Raw genomic sequence first — 25,290 nt, forward strand, 5'->3', positions numbered from 1 at the left:
AGGCCGCGCAGGAGATCAGCGCGAGGCCTCTCACTCTCGCGCCGCAGCAGTCGGAGCCGAGAATCGATCACAGACAATGTGTTCGGCGTTCGTGCGAAAGATTTGGCGCAACGACGCGCAGTTTCTCTCATCGTGGCGCGTCGTCGAGTTGCGTGATCGAGAGAGTTATGATTGAGTCCGCACGCAACATTCCGTTGCACTTTTTCAACAGCGACATCGCTTATTGCGAATGGCTGAAGCAATTCGACATCGGCCATTCGCAGGGGAGGGGCCTTCATGTTTCGTAAGATGCTGATCGCGGCGGTCGCCGCAACTTCGTTCTCGACGGGCGCCTGGGCCAATGCCGCCTGCCCGAATGTGTCGCTCACCCGACTCCAGGCGGCGCTGAAGAAGGCGATCGCGGACACTCAGGGCCAGCTCGGCCTCGGCCTCAACATGTGGGCGACAGTCGTCGCGGCGGACGGCGCCGTGTGCGTCGTGGCCAATTCGAGCGGCGACCCGATTCAAGGGCAGTGGCTCGCGAGCCGCGTGATCTCCGCGCAGAAGGCGTTTACCGCGGCGACGCTCAGCCTCGGGCCGACCGCGAATTCCGGCTCGGGCACAGGGCTCGCCACCGGCAAGCTCGCGCTCTCCACGGCCAATCTGTTCTCGGCGGTGCAGCCCGGCGGCAGCCTGTTCGGCCTGCAGCACAGCAATCCGGTCGCCGCGCCGGAGGCCTATGGCGACAAGATCGGCGCCGGCGGCGTCGCGGCGGGGCCGACCGACACGGCGAACTATGGCACGGCCAGCGATCCGATGATCGGCCTCGTGATCGGCGGCGTCAATGTCTTCGGCGGCGGACTCGCGCTTTATGGGACCGGCGGCGTGAAGGAGGGCGCGGTCGGCGTCAGCGGCGACACCTCCTGCGCGGACCATCTGATCGCTTGGCGCGTGCGCAAGAACCTCGGCCTCGATCATCTGGGCGCGATCGGCGGCGTGTCCGGCGACGCGAGGCGTCCCGACAACATCGTCTTCGACATCACCCCCAACGCCGCCGGCGGAACCGGCGTGAGCGCCAAGGGCTGGGGTCATCCGGCCTGCGGCGGCGCCACCAACGCCGCTGCGACCGCGGCCGCCAAGACGCTGCCCATCGTCAGGGATTGATCTGATCCGGAATTGATCTGATCCGGGATTGATCTGCTTCTCGCCGCCGCCGGGAGCGAGCTTGGTTGCTCGACCCGGCGGCGGGACTTTGCACAGTCGATTTGAATAGAGCATTTTGAAATTGCGGGGCGTCCACACGAACAGGACGAGCCCCGATCGAAGGATCGCCTCTGATTGCGCATCCTGACGATCGAGCCTGCCGATCGAGAGTCGCGCCGGTCGTCGGCGCGCCGCCGCGGCGAAAAACCTCCGGGGCGTATTTCCCCTGCGGCCGGTTTTGGTCTATGGGAGGCGATGCTGTCCGATGGCGCGGCGCCACCCGCGGCGATCGACAGACCAGACAGGCGATTCAGAACTCATGAGCCAGACTTTCGATCTGCCCGAATTGAAACGCCGCATGCAAGGCGCCCTGGCGACGCTCAAGCACGAGCTCGGCGGACTGCGCACCGGGCGCGCCTCGGCCGGCCTGCTCGAGCCCATTCATGTCGAAGCCTATGGACAGTCGACGCCCTTGAATCAGGTCGCGACGATCAGCGTTCCGGAGCCGCGCCTGCTCTCCGTGCAGGTGTGGGACAAGGGCCTCGTCTCGGCTGTCGACAAGGCGATTCGCGATTCCAATCTCGGCCTCACGCCGACGATCGAGGGGCAGGTGCTGCGCATCCGCACGCCCGAGCTCAACGAGCAGCGCCGCAAGGAGCTGGTCAAGGTCGCGCACAAATACGCCGAGGATGCGCGCGTCGCCGTGCGCCATGTGCGCCGCGACGGGCTCGACATACTGAAGAAGCTGTTGAAGGATCACGCCCTGCCCGAGGACGACGCGAAGCGTCACGAGACCGAGGTGCAGAAGGCGACCGACGACGCGGTGCGCGAGGTCGACGCCGCGGTCGCGCAAAAGGAAAAAGAGATTCTGCAGGTTTGAGTTTTTCGTCGCGTCCCCCTCCCGCCGGACTTTGGCCCGGCCGCCGGGGCCGAGAGAGAGGCGTTTCGCGTGTTAGAGTGAGATTTTTTCCAAGACAGCCATGGTGTGGGTCGAAACGATGGGAGACGGCGGAGTTCTCGAATTCGGCGCAGCGGCGCTCGCGCCGAGGTCCGCGCCGCGTCATGTCGCGCTGATCATGGACGGAAATGGTCGTTGGGCGGCCGCGCGCGGTCTGCCCCGCTTCGAAGGTCACAGGCGCGGCGTCGAGGCGCTGCGCAAGACGGTGCGGGCCGCGATCGAGCTCGGCGTCGACTATCTCACGGTCTATTCTTTCTCCGTCGAGAACTGGACGCGCCCGGCCGAGGAGGTGCGGAGCCTGCTCGCGCTGCTGCATCGGTTCATCCGCAATGATCTCGCCGAGCTTCGCTCCAATAATGTGCGGGTGAGGGTGATCGGAGACCGGGTCGACTTGTCCGAGGACATCGCCGCCCTGCTGCGCGAGGCGGAGGAGACGACCGCCGCAAACACCGGCCTGACCTTGATCGTCGCCTTCAACTATGGCGCGCGGCAGGAGATCGCCGCCGCCGCGCGCGCGCTCGCCGCGGAAGTGGCGGCCGGGCGGCTGCGTCCCTGCGACATCGACGCCGGCGCGATCTCGGCGCGGCTGGATACGGCCGATGTTCCGGATCCGGACCTCATCATCCGCACCTCGGGCGAGCAGCGCTTGTCGAATTTCATGCTGTGGCAGGCCGCCTACGCCGAACTTTTGTTCGTGCCGGTGCATTGGCCTGATTTCGATCGGGCGGATTTCGAGGCGGCGATCGACGATTACGCGCATCGCGACCGCCGCTTCGGCGGGCTCGCGCCGGTCGGACGCCGCGCGAAGACAGCTTCATGAGCGAACCACTGCGGTCGGGCCCCGCCCTTGCCGGCGAGAGGGACGGAAAATTCGGGGATCTCGGTCCGCGCCTGCTCTCCGCGGCGGCGCTGATCGCGACGGCGCTGATCGCGCTCTATGTCGGCGGCGACGTCTTTGCATTGTTCTGGCTGCTCGCCGCTTTCGCCGTCTCCTGGGAATGGCAGGGGATCGTGGGCGGCGCGTTCGGCCTCGCGCGCACGGCGCTCGGCGGCGCCGCGCTCGCGGCGGCCGCGGCCTTCGCCGCGCATGGCGCGGGGCCGTTGGCGCTCGCCGCGCTCGGCGCCTTCGCCGCTTTGTTCGCCGTGCTGGCCGGACCGGGGCGGCGCTTCTGGGCGCCGCTCGGGCTCGTCTACGCCGGCTCGCTCGTCGTATCGGCCAATGTGCTGCGCCGCTCGCCGGATTTCGGAGCGCTTTCGATCGCCTGGCTGTTCGCCGTCGTCTGGGGCGCCGATGTGATGGCCTATTTCGGCGGCCGGCTGATCGGCGGGCCCAAGCTGTGGCCGAAGGTCTCGCCGGGCAAGACCTGGTCCGGGGCGATCGTCGGCCTCGTCAGCGGGGCGCTGTTCGGCCTCGCGGTGGCCGTGTTCGGCCCTTGGCCGCAGGCGGCCTCGCGCGAGCTATTGTTCGTGGGGCTCGTCGCGGCGGCGCTCGCGCAGCTCGGCGATTTGTTCGAATCCTGGATCAAGCGCCGCTTCGGCGTCAAGGATGCGAGCCGGCTCATTCCCGGCCACGGCGGCGTGATGGACCGGGTCGACGGCTTCATCTTCGCCAGCGCCTTCGCGGCGCTGCTCGGCGGATTGCGCGGCCAGGAGTCCCTGGCCGCGGGACTTTTCATCTGGTAGGCGCGTCATGGGCACAGGCATCCGAATCGACGATTTTTCCACTGTGGCCGGGTCCGCGCGTCCGCGGCGCATCGTCCTGCTCGGCGCGACGGGGTCGATCGGCCGCTCGACCGTCGATCTCCTGGAGCGCGATCGGCAAGGCTTCGAGGTCGCGGCGGTCGCAGGCGGGCGCGATGTCGAGGCTCTGGCGCGCGTCGCCCGCTCCGTGCGCGCCAAATTCGCCGCCATCGCCGATCCGAACGCGCTCGGCGCCCTGAAAGAGGCGCTGGCGGGCAGCGGGATCGAGGCCGGCGCGGGCCACGCGGCCGTGGTCGAGGCCGCCGAGCGCGAGGCCGATCTCGTCGTCAGCGCCATCGTCGGCGCGGCCGGCGTCGCGCCCACGCATGCGGCGCTGCGGCTCGGCCGCGACGTCGCCCTCGCCAACAAGGAATGCCTCGTCTGCGCCGGCGTCCCCTTCATGCGCGAGGCGGAGAAGGCCGGCGCGCGGCTGCTGCCGATGGACAGCGAGCACAACGCCATCTTCCAGGCGCTCGGCGGGGCCGATCCGGCGACGATCGAGCGGATGACGCTGACCGCCTCGGGCGGCCCGTTCCGCACCTGGACGCGCCTGGCGATCGCCGAGGCGACGCCGGAACAGGCGCTCGCCCATCCCAATTGGGCCATGGGGCCGAAGATCACGATCGACTGCGCCGGCATGATGAACAAGGGCCTCGAGCTGATCGAGGCCCATCATTTGTTCGGCGTGCCGGCAGCGCGGCTCGACGTCGTGGTGCATCCGCAATCCATCGTCCACGGGCTCGTCTCCTTTTCCGACGGCTCGGTGACGGCCGGGCTCGCGGTGCCCGACATGCGCGTGCCGATCGCCCATTGCCTGGCTTATCCCGAGCGGCTGACGACGCCCGCGCGCCGGCTCGATCTCGCGGCCATCGGCCAGCTCACATTCGAGCGGCCGGATTTCGAGCGCTTTCCGGCGCTGCGGCTCGCCCTCGACGCGCTCGCCGAGGGCTCCGGCCTGCCGACGGTGCTCAACGCCGCCAATGAGATCGCCGTCGAGGGCTTCCTGTCCCGGCGCATCGGTTTCGACGGCATCCATCGCCATGTCGCCGACGCCTGCGACGCCGCGCTCAAGGACGGCACGGCCCGCGAGCCCGCGAGCGTGGAAGAAGCGCTCGATATTGACCATATTGTCAGAGAAAGGTCGCGCGCCGCCTTGGCGATGACCGCGGCTTCGGGCATGTTAACGCTTCCGTAACCAGGATGCCGCCCGCAGGGCGAAACTCTTGGTCGAGTCACGCGTTCGCCGGGAGTATCGCTTTGCTGGACGTCATCATGTCGATCCTCACCTACATCGTCCCCTTCATCTTCGTGCTGACGGTCGTGGTCTTCTTCCACGAGCTCGGCCATTTCCTGGTCGGACGCTGGTGCGGGGTGAAAATCGACGCCTTTTCGATCGGCTTCGGACCCGAGCTCTGGGGCCGCGACGACCGCCGCGGCACGCGCTGGCGCATCGCGGCGATTCCCCTCGGCGGCTATGTGAAGTTCCACGGCGACGCCAATGGCGCGAGCGTCCCGGATCCGGCGCGCATCGCGGCAATGCCCGTCGAGGAGCGCAAGGTCGCCTTCGCCGCACAGCCGGTGTGGAAGCGCATGGCCATCGTGATCGCCGGCCCGCTCGCCAATTTCGTCCTGGCGATCACGATCTTTACCGTCCTGTTCGCGACCCTCGGCCGCAATGTGCTCACGCCCCGCATCGCCTCGGTCGCGCCGTCGAGCGCCGCCGAGCAGGCAGGCTTCCGGCCGGGCGATCTCGTCCTCTCGATCGACGGCCAGCCGATCGACAGCTTCTCCCGCATGCAGGAGATCGTCGCCTCGTCCACCGGCAAGCCGCTGACCGTCCTGGTGCGGCGCGCCGACAAGGAAGAGACGCTGACGGCGACGCCGCAATTGCGCGAGATCGAGACGGCGCTCGGCAAGACCAAGATCGGCATGCTCGGCCTGCAGGCGAGCAATGATCCGGCGGATCTGCGCGAGGAGCGCTTCGGCCTCGGCCGTTCCGTCCTGCTCGCGGTCGGCGAGACCTGGATGATCGTCGAGCGCACCGGCGCCTATCTCGGCGGACTCGTCGCCGGGCGCGAGGGCGCCGACCAATTGTCCGGCCCGATCGGCATCGCCCAGGTGTCCGGCCAGATGGCCAAGGCGATCGACAAGGTCGGCCTGACGCCGCTGTTCAACCTCATCGCGATTCTCTCGATCTCGATCGGCCTGCTCAATCTGATGCCCGTGCCGCTGCTCGACGGCGGCCATCTGATGTTCTACGCGATCGAGGCGGCGCGCGGACGCGCGCTGGCCGAGCGCACGCAGGAATATGCGTTTCGGCTGGGCCTCGCGATGGTGACGACGCTGATGGTCTTCTCGACCTACAACGATGTCGTGCGGCTGCTGCGCAAGCTGACCGGCGCCGGCGAGGACTGACGAGCCGGTAGATTTCCCATCGGGAAAACTACCGGGATTTTTTCCGCGACGAGCGTTTCGACCGCATTTCGCCATCTTTCTGACGACGATCGAAGGACCCCGGCGGCGTCATGTCCGCCGGGGTCCTCGCGCGTCGAGCGCCTGCTCGTCGTTAACGCGGCGATCACCATAATTCGTGGCCTGTTCGCCACGTCCTGGACAAATTGAAGGGCCACGACATGATCGGCATTTGCAGTAGTCGGTAAACCTTGTAGAAGGTTGACGATCGGATCGGACAGCGTGCGGTCGCGTGCGTGCGTTGTCCCGGCACGTGGGCCGCGCCGCTCATCGGGCGGCAGACGCGGCGACGAGGACTTAGGATTCATGATGCTGTCCATCGAGGCTTTCTGGAAACGTTCCTGTGTCTTGGCCGCGGTGGCCGCTATCCTCGTTCTGGCCCCGCCCGCATATGCGGAGGACATCGTCGTCGTCGGCAACACGCGCGGCGATGCGGATATGATCCGTTCCTATTTCGCCGGCACGAGCCCGCAGGATGTCGAGCAGGGCCTGCAGGCGCTGCGCAACAGCGGCCGCTTCTCCAGCGTGTCGGCGTCGCGCGAGAAGGGACGCGTGGTCGTCCACGTATCCGAGACCAATCTCATCAATCGCGTCGTCTTCGAGGGCAACAGCAAGGTCAAGACCGAGACGCTGACCTCGGAAGTGCGCACGCGCGCGCACGGCTCCTTCAACAAGGTCGTCGTCGAGCAGGACATCGCGCGCCTCCTCGAGATCTACAAGCGCTCGGGCCGCGCCGGCGCCAAGATCACCTATCGGACCGTCGAATTGCCCAACGGCCGCATCGACGTCGTGTTCACCGTCGAGGAAGGCGAGAAGACCGGCGTCAAGGAGATCAAATTCGTCGGCAATAATGTGTTCTCCACCGGCCGTCTCGTCGATCTGATGGAGACGACGGAGATGAACTTTCTGTCGTTCCTGAAGACGAGCGACGTCTATGATCCGGACCGCATCGCGTCCGATCTCGAGCTGGTCCGCCGCTTCTATCTGAAGAACGGCTACGCCGATTTCCATGTCGTCAGCTCCGACGCCGTGTTCGATCCGGCGCAGGGCGGCTACATCGTCACTGTCGTGGTGGAGGAGGGGCCGCAATATCGCGTCTCCGTCGTCGACATCGAATCGCATCTGCCCGACATTGATCCGCAATCGCTGCGCGGCGAGCTGCGCATCGAGGCGGGCGACGTCTACAATGGCGACGCGGTGGAGAAGACGGTCGAGGCGCTGACGCGCGACATCGCCAAGAAGGGCTACGCCTTCTCGCAGGCGCGTCCGCGCGGCGAGCGCAATCCGGCGGCGCAGACGGTGGCGATTCGCTTCGTGATCGACGAGGGTCCGCGCGTCTACATCGAGCGCATCAATATTCGCGGCAACACGCGCACGCGCGATTATGTGATTCGCCGCGAGTTCGAGATCGGCGAGGGCGATGCGTATAATCGCGTGCTGATCGACCGCGCCGAGCGCCGCCTCAACGGCCTCGGCTTCTTCAAGAAGGTGCGCATCACCAACGAGCCGGGCTCCTCGGCCGATCGCGTCGTCATCAATGTCGATCTAGAGGATCAGGCGACCGGCAATTTCGGCGTCTCGGGCGGCTGGTCGACGGTCGAAGGCTTCATCGGCGAAGTGTCGGTGTCGGAGAGCAATTTCATGGGTCGCGGCCAGGCGGCGCGCGCCTCCGTGCAGGTGGGGCAGCGCGCCCGCGGCGTGAGCCTCAGCTTCACCGAGCCTTATTTCCTCGACCAGCGAATGTCGGCGGGCTTCGACATCTTCGCCAAGAAGTCGGACGCCTATTACTACTCCTACTACAGCACGACCTCGATCGGCGGCACGGTGCGCTTCGGCGTGCCGATCACCGAGGAGATCAGCTTCTCGCCGCGCTATTCGATCTACAACACTAATATTTCGATCCCGAACAGCAGCACGCGCCCCTATAACGACTGTCAAAACCCCATCTGGGGCTACACGCCGGGCTATGGCTATGCCTATGCGCCGACCGCCGCCGACGTCAGCCTCTACTATAACTGCCAGAGCAATGGCGAGGCGTCGCTGGCGATCAAGGAGTCGGTGGGCTCGCGGCTCACCTCGCTGGTCGGCTACACGCTGTCATACAATTCGCTCGACAATTTCCGCAATCCGAAGAACGGCGTGCACGCCCAGCTGTCGCAGGACATCGCCGGCCTCGGCGGCGACAGCCGCTATGTGCGCACCACCGGCGACATCCGCTATTATCACGAGCTGCCGTTCCTCGACGACGTCGTCGGCATCGCGCGCGTGCAGGGCGGCAATATGTTCGGCCTGGGCGATTACAAGTTCCGTGTGATCGACAATTTCAACCTCGGTCCGACCCTGGTGCGCGGCTTCGCGCCCGGCGGCCTCGGCCCGCGCGATATTTCGAACTGGACGAGCACTTACGGCAACTCGCTCGGCGGCACGAATTATATCGGCGGCTCGCTCGAGGTGCAGTTCCCGATCTGGGGCCTGCCCAAGGACATCGGCCTGCGCGGCGCTCTGTTCGCCGACGCCGGCACGCTCTGGGGCTACAATGGGCAGACCAATTTCAGCAAGTCGCTGACGGGCGTTTATAATCCGACCTGCACCTATGCCTATACAGTGGAATCGAACTACGGACAGGGCACCTGTATCACCGTCTCCGGCGATACGGCGCAAATCCGTTCCTCTGTCGGCGCCTCGGCGCTGTGGCAATCGCCGATAGGACCGATGCGCTTCGATTATGCGGTCATTCTCTCCAAGGCCTATGGCGACGTGACGCAGCGGTTCCGCTTCTCCGGCGGCGCCAATTTCTGATCGCCGCCGCCTTTCCGGCGCATGGCGCGCCGGATAGAGTTGCTCTCGATCCCCGGAGGCCCCGACAGGGACCGTCCGGGGATTTTTCTTCGCAAGGACGATGCGGCGGGGGCGCGACGCGCGCGGGCCCGGCCGCGATCGTCCCGACCCGGAGGGCTTAAGCGATGAGCGCGGGCGGATTCTTCCGTCTCGACCGACCCTCGAGCCTGGCGGAGGTCGCCGAGATCGCCGGCGCGCGTCTCGCGGGATCCGAGCCGGGAGCGGACGCGATCATCATCGGGGTCGCGGCCCTCGATCGCGCTCGCCCCGGCGACCTCTCCTTCTATGACCGGCCCCGTTACGCCGAGGCGCTGCGGCTCTGCCGCGCCACCGCCTGCCTGTTGCGCGCGCGCGATCTTGCCGCGCTGCCGCCGGGCGTCGTGGGCCTGATCGCGCCGGAGCCGCACAAGGCGATGGCCAAGGTCACGGCGGCGCTGTTTCCCGACGCGCTGCGGCCGCAGTCGCTGTTCGCTTCGAGCGGCGTTTCGCCCGGCGCCGTCGTGCATCCGTCCGCTCGGCTCGAGCCCGGCGCGATCGTCGATCCCGGCGCCGTCATCGGTCCGCGCGCCGAGATCGGCGCGGGCAGCGTGATCGGCCCGCTGGCGGCGATCGGCCCGGATGTGCGCATCGGCCGCGGCTGCTCGATCGGCGCCGGCGCCAGCATTCTCTGCGCTCTGATCGGCGACCGGGTCATCATCCATCCCGGGGCGCGGCTGGGGCAGGACGGCTTCGGCTTCGTGCTGTCGCGCCAGGGCCATGTGAAGGCGCCGCAGATCGGCCGCGTCATCGTTCAGGACGACGTCGAAATCGGCGCCAACACTACGATCGATCGCGGCTCGGCGCGCGACACGATCATCGGCGAGGGGACCAAGATCGACAATCTCGTGCAGATCGGCCACAACGTGGTGATCGGGCGCGGCTGCGTCATCGTCGCGCAATCGGGCCTCGCCGGCTCCTGCGAGCTCGGCGATTTCGTCGCGCTCGGCGGCCAGTCGGCGATCGGCGGGCATATTGCCATCGGCGATGGCGCGCAGATCGCCGCCAAGGCCGGCGTGACGCGCGATGCGCCGCCGCTCGCGCGTTTGAGCGGAGCCCCGGCGCGGCCGGCGCGACGCCATTTGCGCGGCGAGCTGCTGCTCGACCGGCTCGCACGGCGCGACGGCGGTCGGCGCGAGCGCTGAGCGCGGCCGCCGCGATCGACGGGAAAGTCGGCCTCGAGACGCCGACGCCCAGGGAGGAGAAAGACATGGAAGACACGACCCCGACGACGCGCGTGACGATCGACATAGCGCGGATCATGCAGCTGCTGCCGCATCGCTATCCCTTTCTGCTGATCGACCGCGTAATCGATGTCGACGGCGACCGCTTCGGGGTGGGCGTCAAGAATGTGACCGTCAACGAGCCACAGTTCCAGGGGCATTTTCCCGAGCGGCCGATCTTTCCGGGCGTGCTGCTGATCGAGGCCATGGCGCAGACGGCGGGCGCGATCGCGCTCAATGCGCGGCCGTCGCAGGATCGTCCGGGCGGCGTTTTCTTCGTCACCATCGACAAGGCCAAGTTCCGCCGTCCGGTGCTGCCCGGCGACCGGGTCGAATTCCATCTGACGAAGACGGCGCAGAGGCGGGACATCGTCTGGTATTCGGGCCGCGCTTTCGTCGACGGCGCGCTGGTCTGCGAGGCCGAGGTCAGCGCCAAGATCGCCGATTGAGGCGCGTAGCGGGCGGATGATGTGAAAGCGCGCATTCACCCCACTGCGATCGTCGAGAGCGGCGCCCGGCTCGGCGATGGCGTGGCCGTCGGCCCCTTTTGCCACATCTGCGCCGGCGTGGAGCTCGCCGAGAGCGTCACGCTCCTCTCCCATGTCGTCGTCGCGGGGCGCACGCGCATCGGCGCGCGGACGATCGTCCATCCTTTCGCCTCGATCGGAGCGCCGGCGCAGGATCTCAAAGCCAAGGGAGCCGCCGGCGCGCTCGTGATCGGCGCCGATTGCCTGATCCGCGAGGGCGTCACCCTCAACGCCGGCACGCCCGCCGGCGGCGGCGAGACGCGGATCGGCGACGGCTGCGCCTTCCTGGCCCATTCGCATGTCGGCCACGACTGCCGTCTCGGCGACGGCGTGGTGCTCGCCAATCAGGTCCTGCTGGGCGGGCATGTGCGCGTCGGCGATCATGCGGCGATCGGCGGCGCCAGCGTCGTGCATCAGAATGTGCGCATCGGCGCCCATGCCTATATCGGCGGCCTCTCCGGGCTCGAGGGTGATCTCGTTCCCTACGGCCTCGCCGGCGGCAATCGCGCCCATCTCTTCGGCCTCAATCTGGTCGGCCTGCAGCGGCGCGGCTTTTCGGACGCGCGCCTTACGTCCTTGCGCGCGGCGTTCCGGCTGCTGTTTTCGGACGAGGCGGGGCAGGGCGTGCTCGCCGAGCGGATCGAGCGCGCGGCGCAGGATTTCGCCGGCGACGCCGATGTCGAGGCGCTGATCGTCTTTTTGCGGGCCGAGCGCGAGCGTCCGCTGTGCGCGCCGCGCCGGAGGGAGTAGTGGCGAGCGCGGCGCGAAGCCGCTCGCAAAGCGGGGGAGGGCCGGAGCCCCATATCTTCCTCGTCGCCGGCGAGCCCTCCGGCGACCTGCTCGGCGCGCTGCTGATGCGCGCGCTGCGCGCCGCGCGGCCGGATGTCCGCTTCGCGGGCGTCGGCGGCGAGGCGATGGCCGGCGAAGGGCTCGCGAGCCTGTTTCCGATGAACGATATCGCCGTGATGGGGCTGGCGCCGGCGCTGCGGCTGCCGCTTCTCGTCCGGCGGATCGCCGAGACGGCGCGCGCGGTCTTCGCGGCCGAGCCCGACTGTCTCGTGCTGATCGACGCGCCCGACTTCACTCATCGCGTGGCGCGGCGCGTGCGGCGGGCGCGGCCGGCAATTCCGATCATCGATTATGTCGCGCCGACCGTATGGGCCTGGCGGCCCTGGCGCGCGCGCGCCATGCGCGCCTATGTCGACGACGTTCTCGCGGTGCTTCCCTTCGAGCCCGAGGCGTTGCGGCGGCTCGACGGCCCGCCCTGCGCCTATGTCGGCCATCCGCTCCTCGATTGCCTCGCCGAGCTGACGCCGACGCCCGAGGACGATGTGCGGCGCGAGGCCTCGCCGCCGCTGCTGGTGGTGCTGCCCGGCTCGCGCCGCGCCGAGGTCGCGCGCCTCATGCCGACCTTTGGCGCGGTGTTGGGGCTCCTGTCGCGCCGCGTCGCCTTCGAGGCCGTTCTGCCGGTCGTGCCGCATGTCGAGGCCGATATTCGCGCCGGTCTGACCTCCTGGCCGATTCGACCGCGTCTTCTGACGCAGGCGGAAAAATACGGCGCCTTCCGCGGCGCCCGGGCCGCGCTCGCCGTCTCCGGCGTCGTCACTCTGGAGCTGGCCCTGGCCGGAACGCCCATGGCGGTCGCCTACAAGGTCGCGCCGGTCGAGGCGCTGCTGAAATTCCTGGTTCAGGTCGACAGCTTCGCGCTGCCCAATCTCGTGCTCGACGAGCGCGTCGTTCCGGAATTTCTGCAAGCGGAGGCGACGCCCCGGGCGCTGGCCGCGGCTCTGGAGCCGCTCCTCCTCGGCGGCCCCGAGCGCGAGGCGCAGCGGCGCGGCCTCGCCCGTGTGCGCGAGCTGATCCGCTCGGCGGGCGAAAGCCCGAGCCAAGCCGCCGCCGCGCGCGTGCTCGCCCATCTGCGAGCGCGCGCCTCGCCTTGAACGGAGGCGAGTTCTCGCCAAAAAAACGACAATCGGCGCCAGCAGGGTCGCCCGCTGGGAAGCCCGATTCGGGCGGCGCGCAGGGGCTGGGGCGGAGGGCGCTCCGCGACAGGCGAAGAAGAGCAATGGAGCGCCGCGAAGCGCATGCGCGAGCCGAACGAAATCGACTTCTGGCGCGGCTTCGCGCTCGTCACCATCTTCGTCAATCATATTCCGGGCGTGTTCTTCGAGCGCTTCACCTTTCGCAACGTCTCGCTCTCCGACTCCGCGGAGCTCTTCGTCTTTCTCGCCGGCTGGGCGCTGCGCAAGCTCTGCGACGGCCCCGCCGCGAGCCTGTCGGCGCGCTGGCTGTTCTTCCGGCTCGAGGGCCGCGCCTTCACCGTCTATCTCGCGCAGATCGTCACCACGGAAGCGGCCATCGCGCTGCTCGCCGCCGCCTCGATCCTGCTCGACGCGCCCTTCCTGCTCGACTGGCACAACGCCTCCAGCACTTTCTACGATCCGGTGCGCGCGCATGTCGGGCTCGTCACGCTCTCCTATCAGCTGGGCTATTTCAATATCCTGCCGCTTTATGTCGTGCTGCTGCTCGCGTCGCCGCTCGTCGCGCTGGCGCAGCGCCACGCGCCTGTGGTCGTGCTGCCCGTGTCGCTCGCGATCTATGGTTTCGCGCTCGCTTCGGGACAAAATTTCTCCACCTGGCCGAGCGAGGGCGTGTGGTTTTTCGACCCTTTGTCCTGGCAGCTGATCTATGTGCTCGGCTTTCTGCTGGCGGGAGAAAACGGGATCGGCGCCTTTGCGCGACGCCATCGGCGCGCGCTGTGGTGGATCGCCATTCCCCTGGTGACGCTCGGCGCCGTCGCGGCGCGGCTCGACTATTCGCCCGATCCGATCGCTTTGCCCGAGCCCAAGCTGCTATTCATGTTCGACAAGACCTATCTGTCGCCGCCGCGGCTGCTGCACAGCCTCGCTCTCGTCGCATTGTTCGCCGGCCTCTATCGGAGATTGGCCCGATGGGCGCCGCCTTGCTGCGGTTTCCTCTCGCTGCTCGGGCGCAATTCGCTCAATGTGTTCTGCGCCGGCTCGCTGCTGAGCCTTTCCGGGCAGATCATCCGTTTCGTTTCGGGCGGCGCTATTGTCACCGACGCCGCCATCGTTATCTTCGGCGTCTGCTCCATGGGAGCGGCGGCATGGGCCTCGGAATGGCGAGACAGGTTGCGCGTAAAATCGTCGAAAGCCTCTGCGGCCTAGCGCTGGGCGCGGGCGTCGCGGCCGGCTGCGCCCAGGAGGCCGCCGCTCCGCTCGCGCCGCCGCCGCTGTCGCCGGCCTGCGAGGCGCCGGCCGGCGACATCGCCGCGCCCGCCCAATTGCCGCATGTGGCGGCGGCGCTGCGGCGAGGCCGGCTGCGCATCGTCGCGATCGGCTCCTCCTCCACGTCCGGCGTCGGCGCATCCTCCGCAGCCGAGGCCTATCCGGCGCAGCTCGAGACGATCCTCGAGGGCGCGCTCGCCTCTGTCGACGTGGTCATCGCCAATCGTGGCGTCTCCGGTGAGGTCGCGTCGGTGGCCGCCGAGCGCATCAAGAGCGAGGTGGCGCTGGAGAAGCCCGATCTGCTGCTCTGGCAGCTCGGCACCAATGACGCGCTCGCCCGCGTCGCGCCGGAGGAGTTCGAGGATACGGTGCGCTCGACCATCCGCTGGCTGAAGGACAATGAGGTCGATACGGTGCTGGTCGGCCTGCAATACAGCTCGCGCTTTTCGCGCGACAGCGAATATTTCGCCATTCGCGACGCGCTGCAGCGGGTCGCCGCGGCCGAGACCGTCGCTTATGTGCGCCGCTATGACGCGATGCGCTTCATTGCGCAGAACCGCGCCAATCTGCAATTGATGGCGCGCGACAATTTCCATCTCAACGACCTCGGCTATCGGTGCATGGCCGAGCATGTCGCCCGCGCCGTCATCGTCGGCCTCTTCGCCAAAAGGCGCCCGCCGGGGAATTGAGGGGGCGGGGGCGAGGGCGTTGGGCGCGCGTCACCAGTCGATCGGCGCCGCGCCGCGCGCTTCCAGATAGGCGTTGGCCTTGGAAAAATGCCGGCAGCCGAAGAAGCCGTTGCGGGCCGAGAGCGGGGAGGGGTGGGCGCATTCGAGCACCAGATGGCGGCGGCGATCGACGCCCGCGCCTTTCTGCCGCGCATAGGCGCCCCACAGCAGAAAAACCAGCCCCTCGCGCTCGCGCGAGAGCGCCGCCACTGCGGCGTCGGTGAAGCGCTCCCATCCCTTGCCCTGATGCGAGCCGGCGGCGCCGTCGCGCACGGTCAAGGTCGCATTGAGCAGAAGCACGCCCTGGCGCGCCCAGCGCGAGAGATCGGGATCGCGCGAGACCTCGCGGCCGAGGTCGGACTCGATCTCCTTGAAGATGTTTTGTAAGGAGGGCGGCGGGGCGATGTCGCGCTCGACCGCGAAGCACAGCCCATTCGCCTGGCCGGGGCCGTGATAGGGATCCTGGCCGAGAATGACCACTTCGGCCGCATCGAACGGGCACTCGTCGAAAGCGCGAAAAATCTGCCTGGCCGGCGGATAGACCGGGCCCCTGTCATATTCCGCGCGCACGAAGCGGCGCAGCTCGTCGAAATAGGGCTGGGCGAATTCGCCGGCGAGGCGCGCCTTCCAGCTTTCGTCCAAGCGAACCGGTTTATTCATGAGTTCGAGGCTATCATGAGCGTGTCGAAGGAGCGAGAACGGCGCTGTCCGCTTCGCGCCTTTCGCGCCTGCGAAGGCCGGGCGCTGATGTCCTGCACATCAGCTTGGCGATGTAGCACATATATGCTAATAGTACATACGTGAGCCGATGAAATGATCACCGCCGCCCAAATGCGCGCTGCGAGAGCCCTGCTCGGCATAGATCAGAAGAAGCTGGCCGAGCTTTCGGGCGTCTCCTTGCCGACAATCCAACGCATGGAGGCGAGCGAGGGCAATGTGCGCGGCATGGTCGACACGCTCACCAAAGTGGTCGAGGCGCTGAACGAGGCGGGAGTCGAGCTGATCGGCGAGAACGCACGCAGCGAAGGGGCGGGCCGCGGCGCGCGACTGCGCCGCGCCGGACCCGCGAGCACGCCCGCGAACGCGGCGCCATGACCGATTGATCCCGCGACGACGACCGCCGACCTCGCGCCGACGATCCCGCCGCTCCTTGCCATCGAGGAGCCAAGATGAGAGATCGACGTTTCCGCCAGCCGACCTTCGTGGAGCTGTTCACGCCCAAGCTCGTGACTGTTCTGCGCGAAGGCTATCGCCTCGCCGATTTGCGCGCCGACGCGATCTCGGGATTGACGGTCGCCATCGTCGCTCTGCCGCTCTCCATGGCTTTCGCCATCGCCTCGGGCCTCGGCCCCGACCGTGGCCTCTACACGGCGATCATCGGCGGCTTCCTCGTGTCGGCGCTCGGCGGCAGCCGGTTCCAGATCGGCGGCCCGGCCGGCGCCTTCATCGTGCTCGTCTATTCGATCGTCGAACGCCACGGCTATGCCGGACTGGCGACCGCGACGCTGATGGCCGGCGTCGTCCTGCTCGCCGCCGGGCTGCTGCGCCTCGGCGCTTATGTGAAATACATTCCCTTTCCGGTCACCGTCGGCTTCACGGCCGGCATCGCCGTCATTATTTTCGCGAGCCAGCTCAAGGATCTGCTCGGGCTCGACATCCAAAGCGAGCCGGCGGCGCTCGCGCCCAAGCTCGAGGCGATCCTCGCTGCGATCGGCACCGCCAAGCCGGCGACGGCGGCGCTTGCGGCGCTGGCGATCTTCGTCATTCTCGCCCTGCGGCGGTTTCGGCCGGCCTGGCCCGGCATGCTGATCGCCGTCGGCCTGTGCGCCGCGGCGACGGCGCTGCTGCACCTTCCCGTCGAGACCATCGGCTCGCGCTTCGGCGGCGTGCCGCAGACGCTTCCGGCCCCTGCGCTGCCTGTGCTCGATTTGTCGACCATGCGCGCGCTGCTGCCGGACGCGCTGACCATCGCCATGCTCGGGGCGATCGAATCCCTGCTCTCGGCGGTGGTCGCCGACGGCATGAGCGGGCGGCGCCATCGCTCCAATTGCGAGCTCGCGGCGCAGGGCGTCGCCAATATGGCGGCGACCGTCTTCGGCGGCATGCCGGTGACGGGAACCATCGCCCGCACCGCGACCAATGTGCGCAGCGGCGCGCGCGGGCCGGTCTCCGGCATTTTGCACGCCGTGTTCCTGCTCGTCTTCATGCTCGTGGCGGCGCCGCTGGCCTCCTATATTCCGCTCGCCTCGCTCGGCGCCGTGCTCGCGGTCGTCTCCTGGAACATGGCGGAGAAGAAGGAGTTCGTCGCGCTGTTCAAATCCTCGCGCGGCGACGCCCTGGTGCTGGCGTCGACCTTCCTGCTCACCATTTTCGCGGATCTCACGATCGGCATCGGCGTCGGCGTGACGCTCGGCGCCTTCCTGTTCCTGCATCGCCTCGCCGAGACGGTCGAGGTGCAGACGGGCGACGTCCTGCTCGACGAGGACCAGGCCGATGATTACGGCGGAACGCGCGTCGCTTATGATTCGACCGCGGCCAGCGATCCGGATGTGATGGTCTACAAGATCAGCGGGGCGATCTTCTTCGGCGCCTCGGGGACGGTGAGCGCGGCGCTGGACGAGATCGGACGCTATCCGCGCGTGTTTATCTTCGACTTTGGCGAGACGCCGTTGATCGACAGCACGGCGGCAAGGGCGCTCGAGGCTTTCGTCGCGCGCCTGCGGCGCGGCGGCGTGACGGTCTGCGTCGCCGGGGCGCGGCCCAATGTGCGCCGCGCGCTGCTCTCCGCCGGCCTGCATGAGCCGGAGGCGCTCTATGCGTCGACCGTCGCCGACGCGCGCCGGCGGGCCGGTCAGCCGCCGCTCCCTTCGCGCGGCGCCCCATTGGGGCCGGCGGCCGCCGTGACGGAAGGGGCGTGAGGCGGCGCGCAACCGCCGAGCTGGCCCACGAGACGGGAATTTGCCGGAGCGCCTGGACGTCGGGCGCGCCTTCAGGCTCGCTCTCGAAGCCCATCAAATCGGTGATGCAGACCACTGGAATCTCGCGCGGAAGTCGATTTCGTACTGTAAAATGCGCTACGATTGTCCATGGCATGGATGCCATGGAGGTCCTGATGCCGCGAGCGGTCGAGCGCAAAGAGTGTCCGCTTTCGATGCGGTTGCCGGAAGCCGATATCGCCATCATCGACCGGGCAGCTACGCTGCGCGGCCGCTCGCGCACCGATTTCGTACGCGATGCAGCGGTGCGAGCAGCCGAAGACGTGCTCATGGACACGGCGCCCATTCGAATGACGCCTGCCGGGTTCGAGGCGTTCATGGAAGCATTGTCCGGACCGGCGCGCGCAGCGCCGGAAATGCTCGAGCTCTTCCAACGTGTAGCGCCATGGGAGACGGGCAGCTCGGGCAGGAAAAGGGCTTCACGGCGGAGATCGCCGTCCGTCACGCCTGCCCCGGTCCGTTCGGACCGGTCAACCGCCCGACCCGATTCCCTGCCTGCTGCTGGGACAGCTTGCGACCGATCAGAACTGGACCGGCAAGGGAATTGGCACGGGTCTACTCAAACATGCCTTGCAGCGATGTGTCGCAGCCGCATCTCTCGTCGGAGGTCGCGCTCTGATCGTCAATGCGGTCGACCGGGAAGCCGCTGCGTTCCGCGCTCAAATCCCAGCGGTTCAAAGCCCAGCCCACGTCGCCAATCGTGCTCGAACCGGACCAGCCCCGAAAAGGCTGTCATCTACAAAGAACAAAAGGGCGTTCGCGGTTTTATACGCAAATGGCGCGCCCAACGGGAATCGAACCCGTGTTTTCGCCGTGAAAGGGCGACGTCCTAGGCCTCTAGACGATGGGCGCGGTCGCGGGCGAGCCCGCTTCGAAAGCGGGCGAACATATAGAGGGCTGCGCTCGGGCTGACAAGCCGGTATCGAGGATCATTGGTCCGCCGGCCGGCTCTCGCCCCTCGATCTGACCCGCGCGACACTGTCGACTTCCGCGCTGACCGTCGGGACGCATCGGCTGAAGGCGCGCTTTCCCGGCGACGCCAATCATCTGTGGTCGAGCGGGCCGCGCGCGCTGACTGTCGTCGAGTGAGCGAGCTTGCGCGCGTCGCGCTTATTGTCTAGCTCTTGCTTGCTTTGCAGGAGACTTCGATGATGAGCGCTTTCAGATTTTTCGCTGTCGCGGCTATGACTCTGGCGCTCGCGGCGCCGGCCATGGCCCGGGACCCGTCGCGCACGCGGCTGCTCGCCGCGCCCAATCCGTCGAAAGCGGGCCAATCGGTGAAGCTGACCGCCGAGGTCGACGGCCTCGGCCGCGGCGCGCCGACGGGGACGGTGAGCTTTGCCGATGGCGCTGTTTCTCTCGGCTCGGCGACGCTGACGTTCAAAGGGGCCGGGCAGGCGACGCTGGCGACGGGATTTTATCACAGCTGCGCCACCACCTCGGGCGGAGGCGTCAAATGCTGGGGCAAGAACAATAACGGCCAGCTCGGCGACGGGACGACGACCACACGTCTCGTCCCTGTCGCCGTTTCGGGTCTCGCCAGCGGCGCCGTCGCTGTCGCGGCGGGACACGATCATAGCTGCGCGCTGACCAGCGCCGGCGCCGTCAAATGCTGGGGTTGGAACGCCCGAGGCCAGCTCGGCGACGGAACGACCGTGACGCGTTTGACGCCCGTTGCCGTGTCGGGTCTCGCGAGCGGCGTCGTGGCGATCGCGGTGGGCAGCCTGCACAGCTGCGCGCTGACCAGCGCCGGCGCCGTCAAATGCTGGGGCGACAACGATTTTGGCGCGCTCGGCGACGGGACGCAGACGAGGCGTCCTGCTCCTGTCGCGGTGTCGGGCCTCGCGAGCGACGTCGTCGCGATCACGGCGGGCGGCTTGCACAGCTGCGCGCTGACGGGCGCCGGCGCCGTCAAATGCTGGGGCAATAATTTCGAGGGCCAGCTCGGCGACGGCACTGACGCCGATAGTCTCACGCCCGTCGCCGTATCGGGTCTTTCGAGCGGCGTCGTGGCGATCGCGGCCGGCGATGGCCATACCTGCGCGTTGACCAGCGCCGGCGCCGTTAAATGCTGGGGCGGCAACAACGCCGGTCAGATCGGCGACGGGACGACCACCGCTCGTTCTGCTCCTGTCGGCGTATCGGGTCTTTCGAGCAACGTCGTGGCGATCGCGGTCGGCGACTTTCACAGCTGCGCGCTGACCATCGCCAGCTCCGCCAAATGCTGGGGACTCAATTTGTTCGGCCAGCTCGGCGTCGGTACGACGACGAACCGTTCGGTCCCTGTCTCTGTGTCGGGTCTCGCGAGCGGCGTCGCGGCGATCGCGGCGGGGGGAGACCACACATGCGCGACGACCAGCGCCGGCGTCGCCAAATGCTGGGGTTGGAACAGTTCCGGCCAGCTCGGCGACGGGACGAACGCCAGCCGCCGCACCCCGACGCTCATTCCCGGCTTCACGACGCTCGTGCGCGCCCGCGCGCGGCTGTCGACGCGCGCGGGCGCCGTCGGGACGCATCGGCTGGAGGCGAGCTTTCCCGGCGACGCCAATCATCTGCGGTCGAGCGGGCCGCGCGCGCTGACTGTCGTCAAGTGAGCGAGCTTGCGCGCGTCGCGCTTATTGTCTAGCTTCTGCCTGTTTTGCAGGAGATTTCGAGGATGAGCGCTTTCAGATTTTTCGCCGTCGCGGCCCTGTCTCTCGCCCTCGCGGCGCCGGCCTCGGCGCGGGACCCGTCGCGCACGCGGCTGCTCGCCGCGCCCAATCCGTCGAAAGCGGGCCAAGCGGTGAAGCTCGCCGCCGAGGTCGACGGCCTCGGCCGCGGCGCGCCGACAGGCTCGGTGAGCTTTGCCGACGGCTCGGCGTCTCTGGGCTCGGCGACGCTGTCGTCGGTGGGAACGGGGCTGGGAACGCTGGCCGCCGGCGAGCGGCATATCTGCGCCTTGACGTCGACGGGCGGGGTGAGCTGCTGGGGGAGCAACTCGGACGGCCAGCTCGGCGATGGGACGTCCGTCGGGCGCCTCGCGCCTGTCGCCGTGTCGGGCCTTTCCAGCGGCGTCGTCGCGATCACGGCCGGCGACTTTCATACCTGTGCTCTGACGCACGCGGGCGCCGCCAAGTGCTGGGGGTCGAACTTCTTCTTGCAGCTCGGCGACGCGTCGGGGCTGGATCGGCGTACCCCCACATCCGTCGTGGGGCTGTCGAGCGGCGTCGTCGCGCTTGCGGCCGGAGGCTTGCACACCTGCGCCCTGACCAGCGGCGGGGCGGTCCAATGCTGGGGCACCTTCGAAGATGATGAGGGCCACGGCTTTCCTGTCGCCGTGCCGGGCCTTTCGAGCGATGTCGTCGCGATCACGTCAGGCTATTTGCATAGCTGCGCGCTGACCAGCGGCGGGGCCGTCAAATGCTGGGGGATGAACGACGCCGGCCAAATCGGGGACGGGTCCACCGACAGGCGCCCCACGCCTGTCGCCGTGTCGGGCCTATCGAGCGGGGTCGTCGCGATCGCGGCAGGCCATTATCACACCTGCGCGCTGACCATATCCGGGGCTGTCAAGTGCTGGGGTCGGAATAGCCATGGTCAGCTCGGCGACGGCACGCAGACGGGCCGCCGCACCCCTGTCGATGTGGCGACCCTTTCGAGTGGCGTCGTCGCTATCGGGACAGGCGTGCGCCATAGCTGCGCGGTGACCAGCGCCGGCGACAGCAAGTGCTGGGGCTCGAACGAGTCGGGCCAGCTCGGCGACGGCACGCGGACGAACCGCTTCACGCCAAATCGCGTGTCGTTTCTTCACGGCGTCGCCGCGATCGGCGGCGGCTCCGAATATACTTGCGCATCGACCAATGCGGGCTTCGTGAGATGCTGGGGCAGGAACGGGTCGGGCCAGCTCGGCAATGGGACGACCCTGCCGCGCTACACCCCCAGAAACGTGCCCGGCTTCGCGGCCCTCGCCCGCGCCCGCGCGACCTTGTCGACGAGCGCGCTCGGCGTCGGGACGCATGTGCTGCAGGCGAGCTTTCCCGGCGACGCCGATCATCTGCCGTCGAGCGCGCCGCGCCGGCAGATCGTCGTCCCGTGAAGATTGCTCGCGGAGCGATTATTGTCTAGCTTCCGCCGCATTCACGGAGGCTTTGCTCATGAGCGCATTCAGACTTCTCGCCGTCGCGGCCCTGTCGCTCGCTCTCGCGGCGCCGGCCTTCGCCCGCGACCCGTCGCGCATGCGGCTGCTCGCCGCGCCCAATCCGTCGAAAGCGGGGGAGGCGGTGACGCTCACCGCCGAGGTCGACGGCCTCGGCCGCGGCGCGCCGACGGGTAAGGTGAGCTTTTCCGACGGCTCGGTCGCGCTGGGCTCGGGGACGCTGTCGCGTGTCGGGGCGGGACAGGCCGTTTTGGCTGCGGGCGCGTATCATAAATGCGCCCTGACTTCCGCCGGAGGCGTCGACTGCTGGGGGTGGAACTACTTCGGCCAGCTCGGCGACGGGACGCGGACGGACAGGCACACGCCCACCGCCGTGTCCGGACTTTCGAGCGGGGTCATCGCGATCACGGCGGGCAGTTATCACAGCTGCGCGCTGATCAGCCCCAGCGGCGTCAAATGCTGGGGGTCGAACCGGCAGGGCCAGCTCGGCGACGGGACGCGGACGGACAGGCACACGCCCGTTTCCGTGTCTGGACTTTCGAGCGGCGTCGTCGCGATCACGGCGGGCCTGGGCCACACATGCGCGCTGACCCACACCGGCCGCGTCAAATGCTGGGGCGACAACAGCTTCGGCCGGCTCGGCGACGGGACGGAGAGGAGGAGGCTCACGCCCGTCTCAGGTTCGGGCCTCCGGAGTGGCTTCGTCGCGATCACGGCAGGCCTACTTCACAGCTGCGCGCTGACCAGCGCCGGCGGCGTCAAATGCTGGGGGCATAACGTATTCAACGAGCTCGGCAACGGAGACTACACGGCAAGATTTGCTCCTGTGCCCGTGTCGGGCCTCTCGAGCGGCGTCGCCGTGATCGCCTCGAGCGCGGGCAGCTCCTACACATGTGCGCTGACCAGCTCCGGCGCCGCCAAATGCTGGGGTTACAACGGCCATGGCCAGCTCGGCGACGGGGCGGGGGGGACCCGGGGAACGCCCGTTGCAGTGTCGGGTCTAGCGAGCGGCGTCGCCGCGATCGCCCCGGGCGGCACCCGCACGTGTGCGCTGACCAGCTCCGGCGCCGTCAAATGCTGGGGGGGGACCACCACCGATAGCCTCAAGCCCGCTCCTGTGCCCGGTCTTTCGTCCGGAGTGTTCGCGATCAACTCGACATGCGCGCTGAGCCTTTTCGGCGCCGCCAAATGCTGGGGCGATAACGATTACGGCCAGATCGGCGACGGGACGACCATCGACCGCCTCACTCCCACGCCCGTCTCCGGCTTCACGGCCCTCGTCCGCGCCCGCGCGACGCTGTCGACCTCTGCGCTCGCCGTCGGTACGCACGCGCTGCAGGCGCGCTTTCCCGGCGACGCCAATCATCTGCCGTCGAGCGCGCCGCGCGTGCAGACGGTGGTCCCGTGAGGATTGCTCGCGGCACGATTATTGTCTCGCTTCTGCCGTATTTTCAGAGGCTTCGCTCATGAGCGCATTCAGACTTCTCGCCGTCGCGGCCCTCACTCTCGCCCTCGCGGCGCCGGCCTTCGCCCGCGACCCTTCGCGCACGCGCCTGCTCGCCGCGCCCGATCCGGCGAAAGCGGGAGAGACGGTGACGCTCACCGCCGAGGTCGACGGCCTCGGCGGCGGCGCGCCGACGGGTAAGGTGAGCTTTTCCGACGGCTCGGTCGCGCTGGGCTCGGGGACGCTGTCGTCCATCGGAACAGGGCACGGAACGCTGGCCACCGGCTACGGGCATATCTGCGCCTTGACGTCGACGGGCGGGGTGAGCTGCTGGGGGGCCAATGCGAGAGGCCAGCTCGGCGACGGGACCTCCGTCAACCGCGCCACGCCTGTCGCCGTGTCGGGCCTTTCCAGCGGCGTCGTCGCGATCACGGCCAGCCGCTTCGATCATACCTGCGCACTGACGCAGGCCGGCGCCGTCGAATGCTGGGGGGACAATAGTAAAGGCCAGCTCGGCGACGGGACGACCATCCGCCGCCACACTCCCGTCGCGGTGTCCGGCCTCTCGAGCGGCGTCGTCGCGATCGCGGCGGGCCATTTTCATAGCTGCGCGCTGACCAGCGGCGGGGCCGTCAAATGCTGGGGGTTGGACACCTTGGGCCAGCTCGGCGACGACGGGGTTGACTATCTTCAGAGTACCCCCCGCAGCGTGGTTGGCCTGTCGAGCGGCGTCGTCGCGATCACGGCAGGCGGTTATCATAGCTGCGCGCTGACCAGCGCCGGCGCCGTCAAGTGCTGGGGTTGGGATACCTACGGCCAGCTCGGCGACGGGACGAGCCGCAGGCTGCACTACACCCCTCTCGCAGTGAAGGGTCTTTCGAGCGGCGTCGTCGCGATTGCGGCGGGCCATGTTCACACCTGTGCGCTGACCAGCTCCGGGGCTGTCAAGTGCTGGGGTCGGAATAACTATGGTCAGCTCGGCGACGGCACGCGGACAGGCCGCCGCGCCCCTGTCGATGTGGCGACACTTTCGAACAGCGTCGTCGCTATCGGGACAGGCTCCCGGCATAGCTGCGCGGTGACCAGCGCCGGCGACGGCAAGTGCTGGGGTTCGAACTATGACGGCCAGCTCGGCGACGGCTCTAAGACAGACCGCCTCACGCCAGATCGCGTGTCGTTTCTTCACGGCGTCACCGCGATCGGAGGGGGCGTCAATTATACTTGCGCATCGACCAATGCGGGCTTCGTGAGATGCTGGGGCGACAATCGGTGGGGCCAGCTCGGCAATGGGACGTATGACAGAGGTCGCTACACCCCCAGAAACGTGCCCGGCTTCACAGCCCTCGTCCGCGCCCGCGCGAGCTTGTCGACGTCCGCGCTCACTGTCGGGACGCATGTGCTGAAGGCGAGCTTTCCCTTCGACGCCAATCATCTGCGGTCGAATGCGTCGCGCGAGCTGACGGTCGTTCCGTGAGGACGATCGTGACGGGCCTCGCCTGGCGCGAATTGTGTCGCCTGCGCCGAGTTCAGGAGCTGTTGCTCTAATTCGGCGAGTCTCGCCGACGCTCGACGGGAGGGTCGGATGAGGGCAGGGTAATCGAGTGACGGACTACAGCCCTATCACCCTCGTCCTGAGGAGCCCGCGACGCGGGCGTCTCGAAGGACGGCAACGGGGAGAAGCCTAAAGATTTCGCCCTGCGGCCGTCCTTCGAGACGCCGCCTGCGGCGGCTCCTCAGGACGAGGGTTGGGGATTTTATCCTTC

The 25,290-nt window shown here is 68.1% G+C and carries 20 protein-coding genes, 1 tRNA gene and 2 pseudogenes; 21 read left to right on the plus strand and 2 right to left on the minus strand.

Annotation, left to right across the window (positions count from 1 at the left end; translation table 11 throughout):
• Positions 1-276 precede the first annotated feature (276 nt).
• The 13 genes from K3F48_RS16225 to K3F48_RS16285 all read left to right on the plus strand — a co-directional run bounded on the left by K3F48_RS16225 (position 277) and on the right by K3F48_RS16285 (position 14,913).
• Entirely contained in the window at positions 277-1,143 is an 867-nt protein-coding gene (locus K3F48_RS16225) for a heme-binding protein (RefSeq protein ID WP_222576476.1), read from the plus strand.
• Between the two features lie 358 nt (positions 1,144-1,501).
• Positions 1,502-2,062 carry a ribosome recycling factor gene (frr, locus tag K3F48_RS16230; protein WP_222576477.1) on the plus strand — a complete coding sequence of 187 codons (561 nt, stop codon included), beginning with the start codon at positions 1,502-1,504 and terminating at the stop codon, positions 2,060-2,062.
• Between the two features lie 118 nt (positions 2,063-2,180).
• A complete protein-coding gene (locus K3F48_RS16235) occupies positions 2,181-2,960 on the plus strand; it encodes an isoprenyl transferase (RefSeq protein WP_222576493.1) in 780 nt (259 codons plus the stop codon).
• Complete coding sequence (locus K3F48_RS16240) at positions 2,957-3,823, plus strand: CDP-archaeol synthase (RefSeq protein WP_222576478.1); 867 nt, start codon at positions 2,957-2,959, stop codon at positions 3,821-3,823. Before K3F48_RS16235 ends, K3F48_RS16240 begins: the two co-directional genes overlap by 4 nt.
• 7 nt (positions 3,824-3,830) lie before the next feature.
• Positions 3,831-5,075, plus strand: a complete 1,245-nt coding sequence (gene dxr, locus K3F48_RS16245; RefSeq protein WP_222576479.1) for a 1-deoxy-D-xylulose-5-phosphate reductoisomerase — start codon at positions 3,831-3,833, stop codon at positions 5,073-5,075.
• A gap of 77 nt (positions 5,076-5,152) precedes the next feature.
• Positions 5,153-6,295 carry an RIP metalloprotease RseP gene (gene rseP, locus K3F48_RS16250; protein WP_222576494.1) on the plus strand — a complete coding sequence of 381 codons (1,143 nt, stop codon included), beginning with the start codon at positions 5,153-5,155 and terminating at the stop codon, positions 6,293-6,295.
• A 366-nt stretch (positions 6,296-6,661) separates the two neighbouring features.
• The gene (bamA, locus tag K3F48_RS16255; protein WP_222576495.1) at positions 6,662-9,151 is read left to right on the plus strand and encodes an outer membrane protein assembly factor BamA; all 2,490 of its coding nucleotides are present in this window, start codon (positions 6,662-6,664) and stop codon (positions 9,149-9,151) included.
• Positions 9,152-9,315: 164 nt separating this feature from the next.
• Entirely contained in the window at positions 9,316-10,371 is a 1,056-nt protein-coding gene (lpxD, locus tag K3F48_RS16260; protein WP_222576480.1) for a UDP-3-O-(3-hydroxymyristoyl)glucosamine N-acyltransferase, read from the plus strand.
• 65 nt (positions 10,372-10,436) lie between these two features.
• Positions 10,437-10,898 carry a 3-hydroxyacyl-ACP dehydratase FabZ gene (gene fabZ, locus K3F48_RS16265; protein WP_222576481.1) on the plus strand — a complete coding sequence of 154 codons (462 nt, stop codon included), beginning with the start codon at positions 10,437-10,439 and terminating at the stop codon, positions 10,896-10,898.
• 21 nt (positions 10,899-10,919) lie between these two features.
• The gene (lpxA, locus tag K3F48_RS16270) at positions 10,920-11,726 is read left to right on the plus strand and encodes an acyl-ACP--UDP-N-acetylglucosamine O-acyltransferase (protein ID WP_222576482.1); all 807 of its coding nucleotides are present in this window, start codon (positions 10,920-10,922) and stop codon (positions 11,724-11,726) included.
• A complete protein-coding gene (lpxB, locus tag K3F48_RS16275) occupies positions 11,726-12,916 on the plus strand; it encodes a lipid-A-disaccharide synthase (protein WP_370631436.1) in 1,191 nt (396 codons plus the stop codon). The genes lpxA and lpxB overlap by 1 nt, the downstream gene beginning before the upstream one ends.
• Before the next feature lie 144 nt (positions 12,917-13,060).
• Positions 13,061-14,164, plus strand: coding sequence for an OpgC family protein (locus K3F48_RS16280; protein ID WP_222576483.1), 1,104 nt, complete (start codon positions 13,061-13,063; stop codon positions 14,162-14,164).
• On the plus strand, positions 14,116-14,913 hold the full coding sequence (locus K3F48_RS16285) for an SGNH/GDSL hydrolase family protein (protein ID WP_222576484.1): 798 nt from the start codon (positions 14,116-14,118) through the stop codon (positions 14,911-14,913). Before K3F48_RS16280 ends, K3F48_RS16285 begins: the two co-directional genes overlap by 49 nt.
• Positions 14,914-14,943: 30 nt before the next feature.
• Here K3F48_RS16285 and ung read toward each other — a convergent pair whose 3' ends face one another.
• On the minus strand, positions 14,944-15,612 hold the full coding sequence (ung, locus tag K3F48_RS16290; RefSeq protein ID WP_222576485.1) for a uracil-DNA glycosylase: 669 nt from the start codon (positions 15,610-15,612) through the stop codon (positions 14,944-14,946).
• Positions 15,613-15,765: 153 nt separating this feature from the next.
• On the opposite strand from ung, the gene K3F48_RS16295 reads away from it, so the two are divergent.
• The 4 genes and pseudogenes from K3F48_RS16295 to K3F48_RS24440 all read left to right on the plus strand — a co-directional run.
• Positions 15,766-16,047 carry a helix-turn-helix domain-containing protein gene (locus tag K3F48_RS16295; RefSeq protein ID WP_222576486.1) on the plus strand — a complete coding sequence of 94 codons (282 nt, stop codon included), beginning with the start codon at positions 15,766-15,768 and terminating at the stop codon, positions 16,045-16,047.
• Between the two features lie 74 nt (positions 16,048-16,121).
• Positions 16,122-17,870 (plus strand): SulP family inorganic anion transporter, encoded by a 1,749-nt coding sequence (locus tag K3F48_RS16300; protein ID WP_222576487.1) that lies wholly within the window; start codon positions 16,122-16,124, stop codon positions 17,868-17,870.
• 194 nt (positions 17,871-18,064) lie between these two features.
• Positions 18,065-18,346, plus strand: a pseudogene (locus tag K3F48_RS16305) (DUF1778 domain-containing protein); the annotation flags it as partial.
• A 40-nt stretch (positions 18,347-18,386) separates the two neighbouring features.
• A pseudogene (locus K3F48_RS24440) lies at positions 18,387-18,602 on the plus strand (GNAT family N-acetyltransferase); the annotation flags it as partial.
• A gap of 122 nt (positions 18,603-18,724) precedes the next feature.
• Here K3F48_RS24440 and K3F48_RS16310 read toward each other — a convergent pair.
• Positions 18,725-18,800: transfer RNA gene (locus K3F48_RS16310), tRNA-Glu, on the minus strand.
• A gap of 296 nt (positions 18,801-19,096) precedes the next feature.
• Here K3F48_RS16310 and K3F48_RS16315 point away from each other — a divergent pair.
• The 4 genes from K3F48_RS16315 to K3F48_RS16330 all read left to right on the plus strand — a co-directional run bounded on the left by K3F48_RS16315 (position 19,097) and on the right by K3F48_RS16330 (position 25,001).
• The gene (locus K3F48_RS16315; RefSeq protein ID WP_255609180.1) at positions 19,097-20,542 is read left to right on the plus strand and encodes an Ig-like domain repeat protein; all 1,446 of its coding nucleotides are present in this window, start codon (positions 19,097-19,099) and stop codon (positions 20,540-20,542) included.
• Positions 20,543-20,604: 62 nt separating this feature from the next.
• Positions 20,605-22,023, plus strand: a complete 1,419-nt coding sequence (locus K3F48_RS16320; protein ID WP_222576488.1) for a chromosome condensation regulator RCC1 — start codon at positions 20,605-20,607, stop codon at positions 22,021-22,023.
• Between the two features lie 58 nt (positions 22,024-22,081).
• Positions 22,082-23,491, plus strand: a complete 1,410-nt coding sequence (locus K3F48_RS16325) for an Ig-like domain repeat protein (RefSeq protein ID WP_222576489.1) — start codon at positions 22,082-22,084, stop codon at positions 23,489-23,491.
• A 58-nt stretch (positions 23,492-23,549) separates the two neighbouring features.
• Entirely contained in the window at positions 23,550-25,001 is a 1,452-nt protein-coding gene (locus tag K3F48_RS16330; RefSeq protein WP_222576490.1) for a chromosome condensation regulator RCC1, read from the plus strand.
• Positions 25,002-25,290 lie beyond the last annotated feature (289 nt).

The sequence above is a fragment of the Methylosinus sp. Sm6 genome (genome assembly GCF_019802345.1).
Taxonomy (GTDB): domain Bacteria; phylum Pseudomonadota; class Alphaproteobacteria; order Rhizobiales; family Beijerinckiaceae; genus Methylosinus.

Coding starts and splice junctions, on each gene's coding strand:
- lpxD (WP_222576480.1), top strand. CDS start 9,316: ATGAGCGCGGGCGGATTCTTCCGTCTCGACCGACCCTCGAGCCTGGCG.
- K3F48_RS16315 (WP_255609180.1), top strand. CDS start 19,097: ATGATGAGCGCTTTCAGATTTTTCGCTGTCGCGGCTATGACTCTGGCG.
- K3F48_RS16295 (WP_222576486.1), top strand. CDS start 15,766: ATGATCACCGCCGCCCAAATGCGCGCTGCGAGAGCCCTGCTCGGCATA.
- K3F48_RS16320 (WP_222576488.1), top strand. CDS start 20,605: ATGAGCGCTTTCAGATTTTTCGCCGTCGCGGCCCTGTCTCTCGCCCTC.
- K3F48_RS16325 (WP_222576489.1), top strand. CDS start 22,082: ATGAGCGCATTCAGACTTCTCGCCGTCGCGGCCCTGTCGCTCGCTCTC.
- fabZ (WP_222576481.1), top strand. CDS start 10,437: ATGGAAGACACGACCCCGACGACGCGCGTGACGATCGACATAGCGCGG.
- K3F48_RS16330 (WP_222576490.1), top strand. CDS start 23,550: ATGAGCGCATTCAGACTTCTCGCCGTCGCGGCCCTCACTCTCGCCCTC.
- K3F48_RS16240 (WP_222576478.1), top strand. CDS start 2,957: ATGAGCGAACCACTGCGGTCGGGCCCCGCCCTTGCCGGCGAGAGGGAC.
- frr (WP_222576477.1), top strand. CDS start 1,502: ATGAGCCAGACTTTCGATCTGCCCGAATTGAAACGCCGCATGCAAGGC.
- K3F48_RS16280 (WP_222576483.1), top strand. CDS start 13,061: ATGCGCGAGCCGAACGAAATCGACTTCTGGCGCGGCTTCGCGCTCGTC.
- rseP (WP_222576494.1), top strand. CDS start 5,153: ATGTCGATCCTCACCTACATCGTCCCCTTCATCTTCGTGCTGACGGTC.
- K3F48_RS16235 (WP_222576493.1), top strand. CDS start 2,181: ATGGGAGACGGCGGAGTTCTCGAATTCGGCGCAGCGGCGCTCGCGCCG.
- K3F48_RS16225 (WP_222576476.1), top strand. CDS start 277: ATGTTTCGTAAGATGCTGATCGCGGCGGTCGCCGCAACTTCGTTCTCG.
- ung (WP_222576485.1), bottom strand. CDS start 15,612: ATGAATAAACCGGTTCGCTTGGACGAAAGCTGGAAGGCGCGCCTCGCC.
- bamA (WP_222576495.1), top strand. CDS start 6,662: ATGCTGTCCATCGAGGCTTTCTGGAAACGTTCCTGTGTCTTGGCCGCG.
- K3F48_RS16285 (WP_222576484.1), top strand. CDS start 14,116: ATGGCGAGACAGGTTGCGCGTAAAATCGTCGAAAGCCTCTGCGGCCTA.
- K3F48_RS16300 (WP_222576487.1), top strand. CDS start 16,122: ATGAGAGATCGACGTTTCCGCCAGCCGACCTTCGTGGAGCTGTTCACG.
- dxr (WP_222576479.1), top strand. CDS start 3,831: ATGGGCACAGGCATCCGAATCGACGATTTTTCCACTGTGGCCGGGTCC.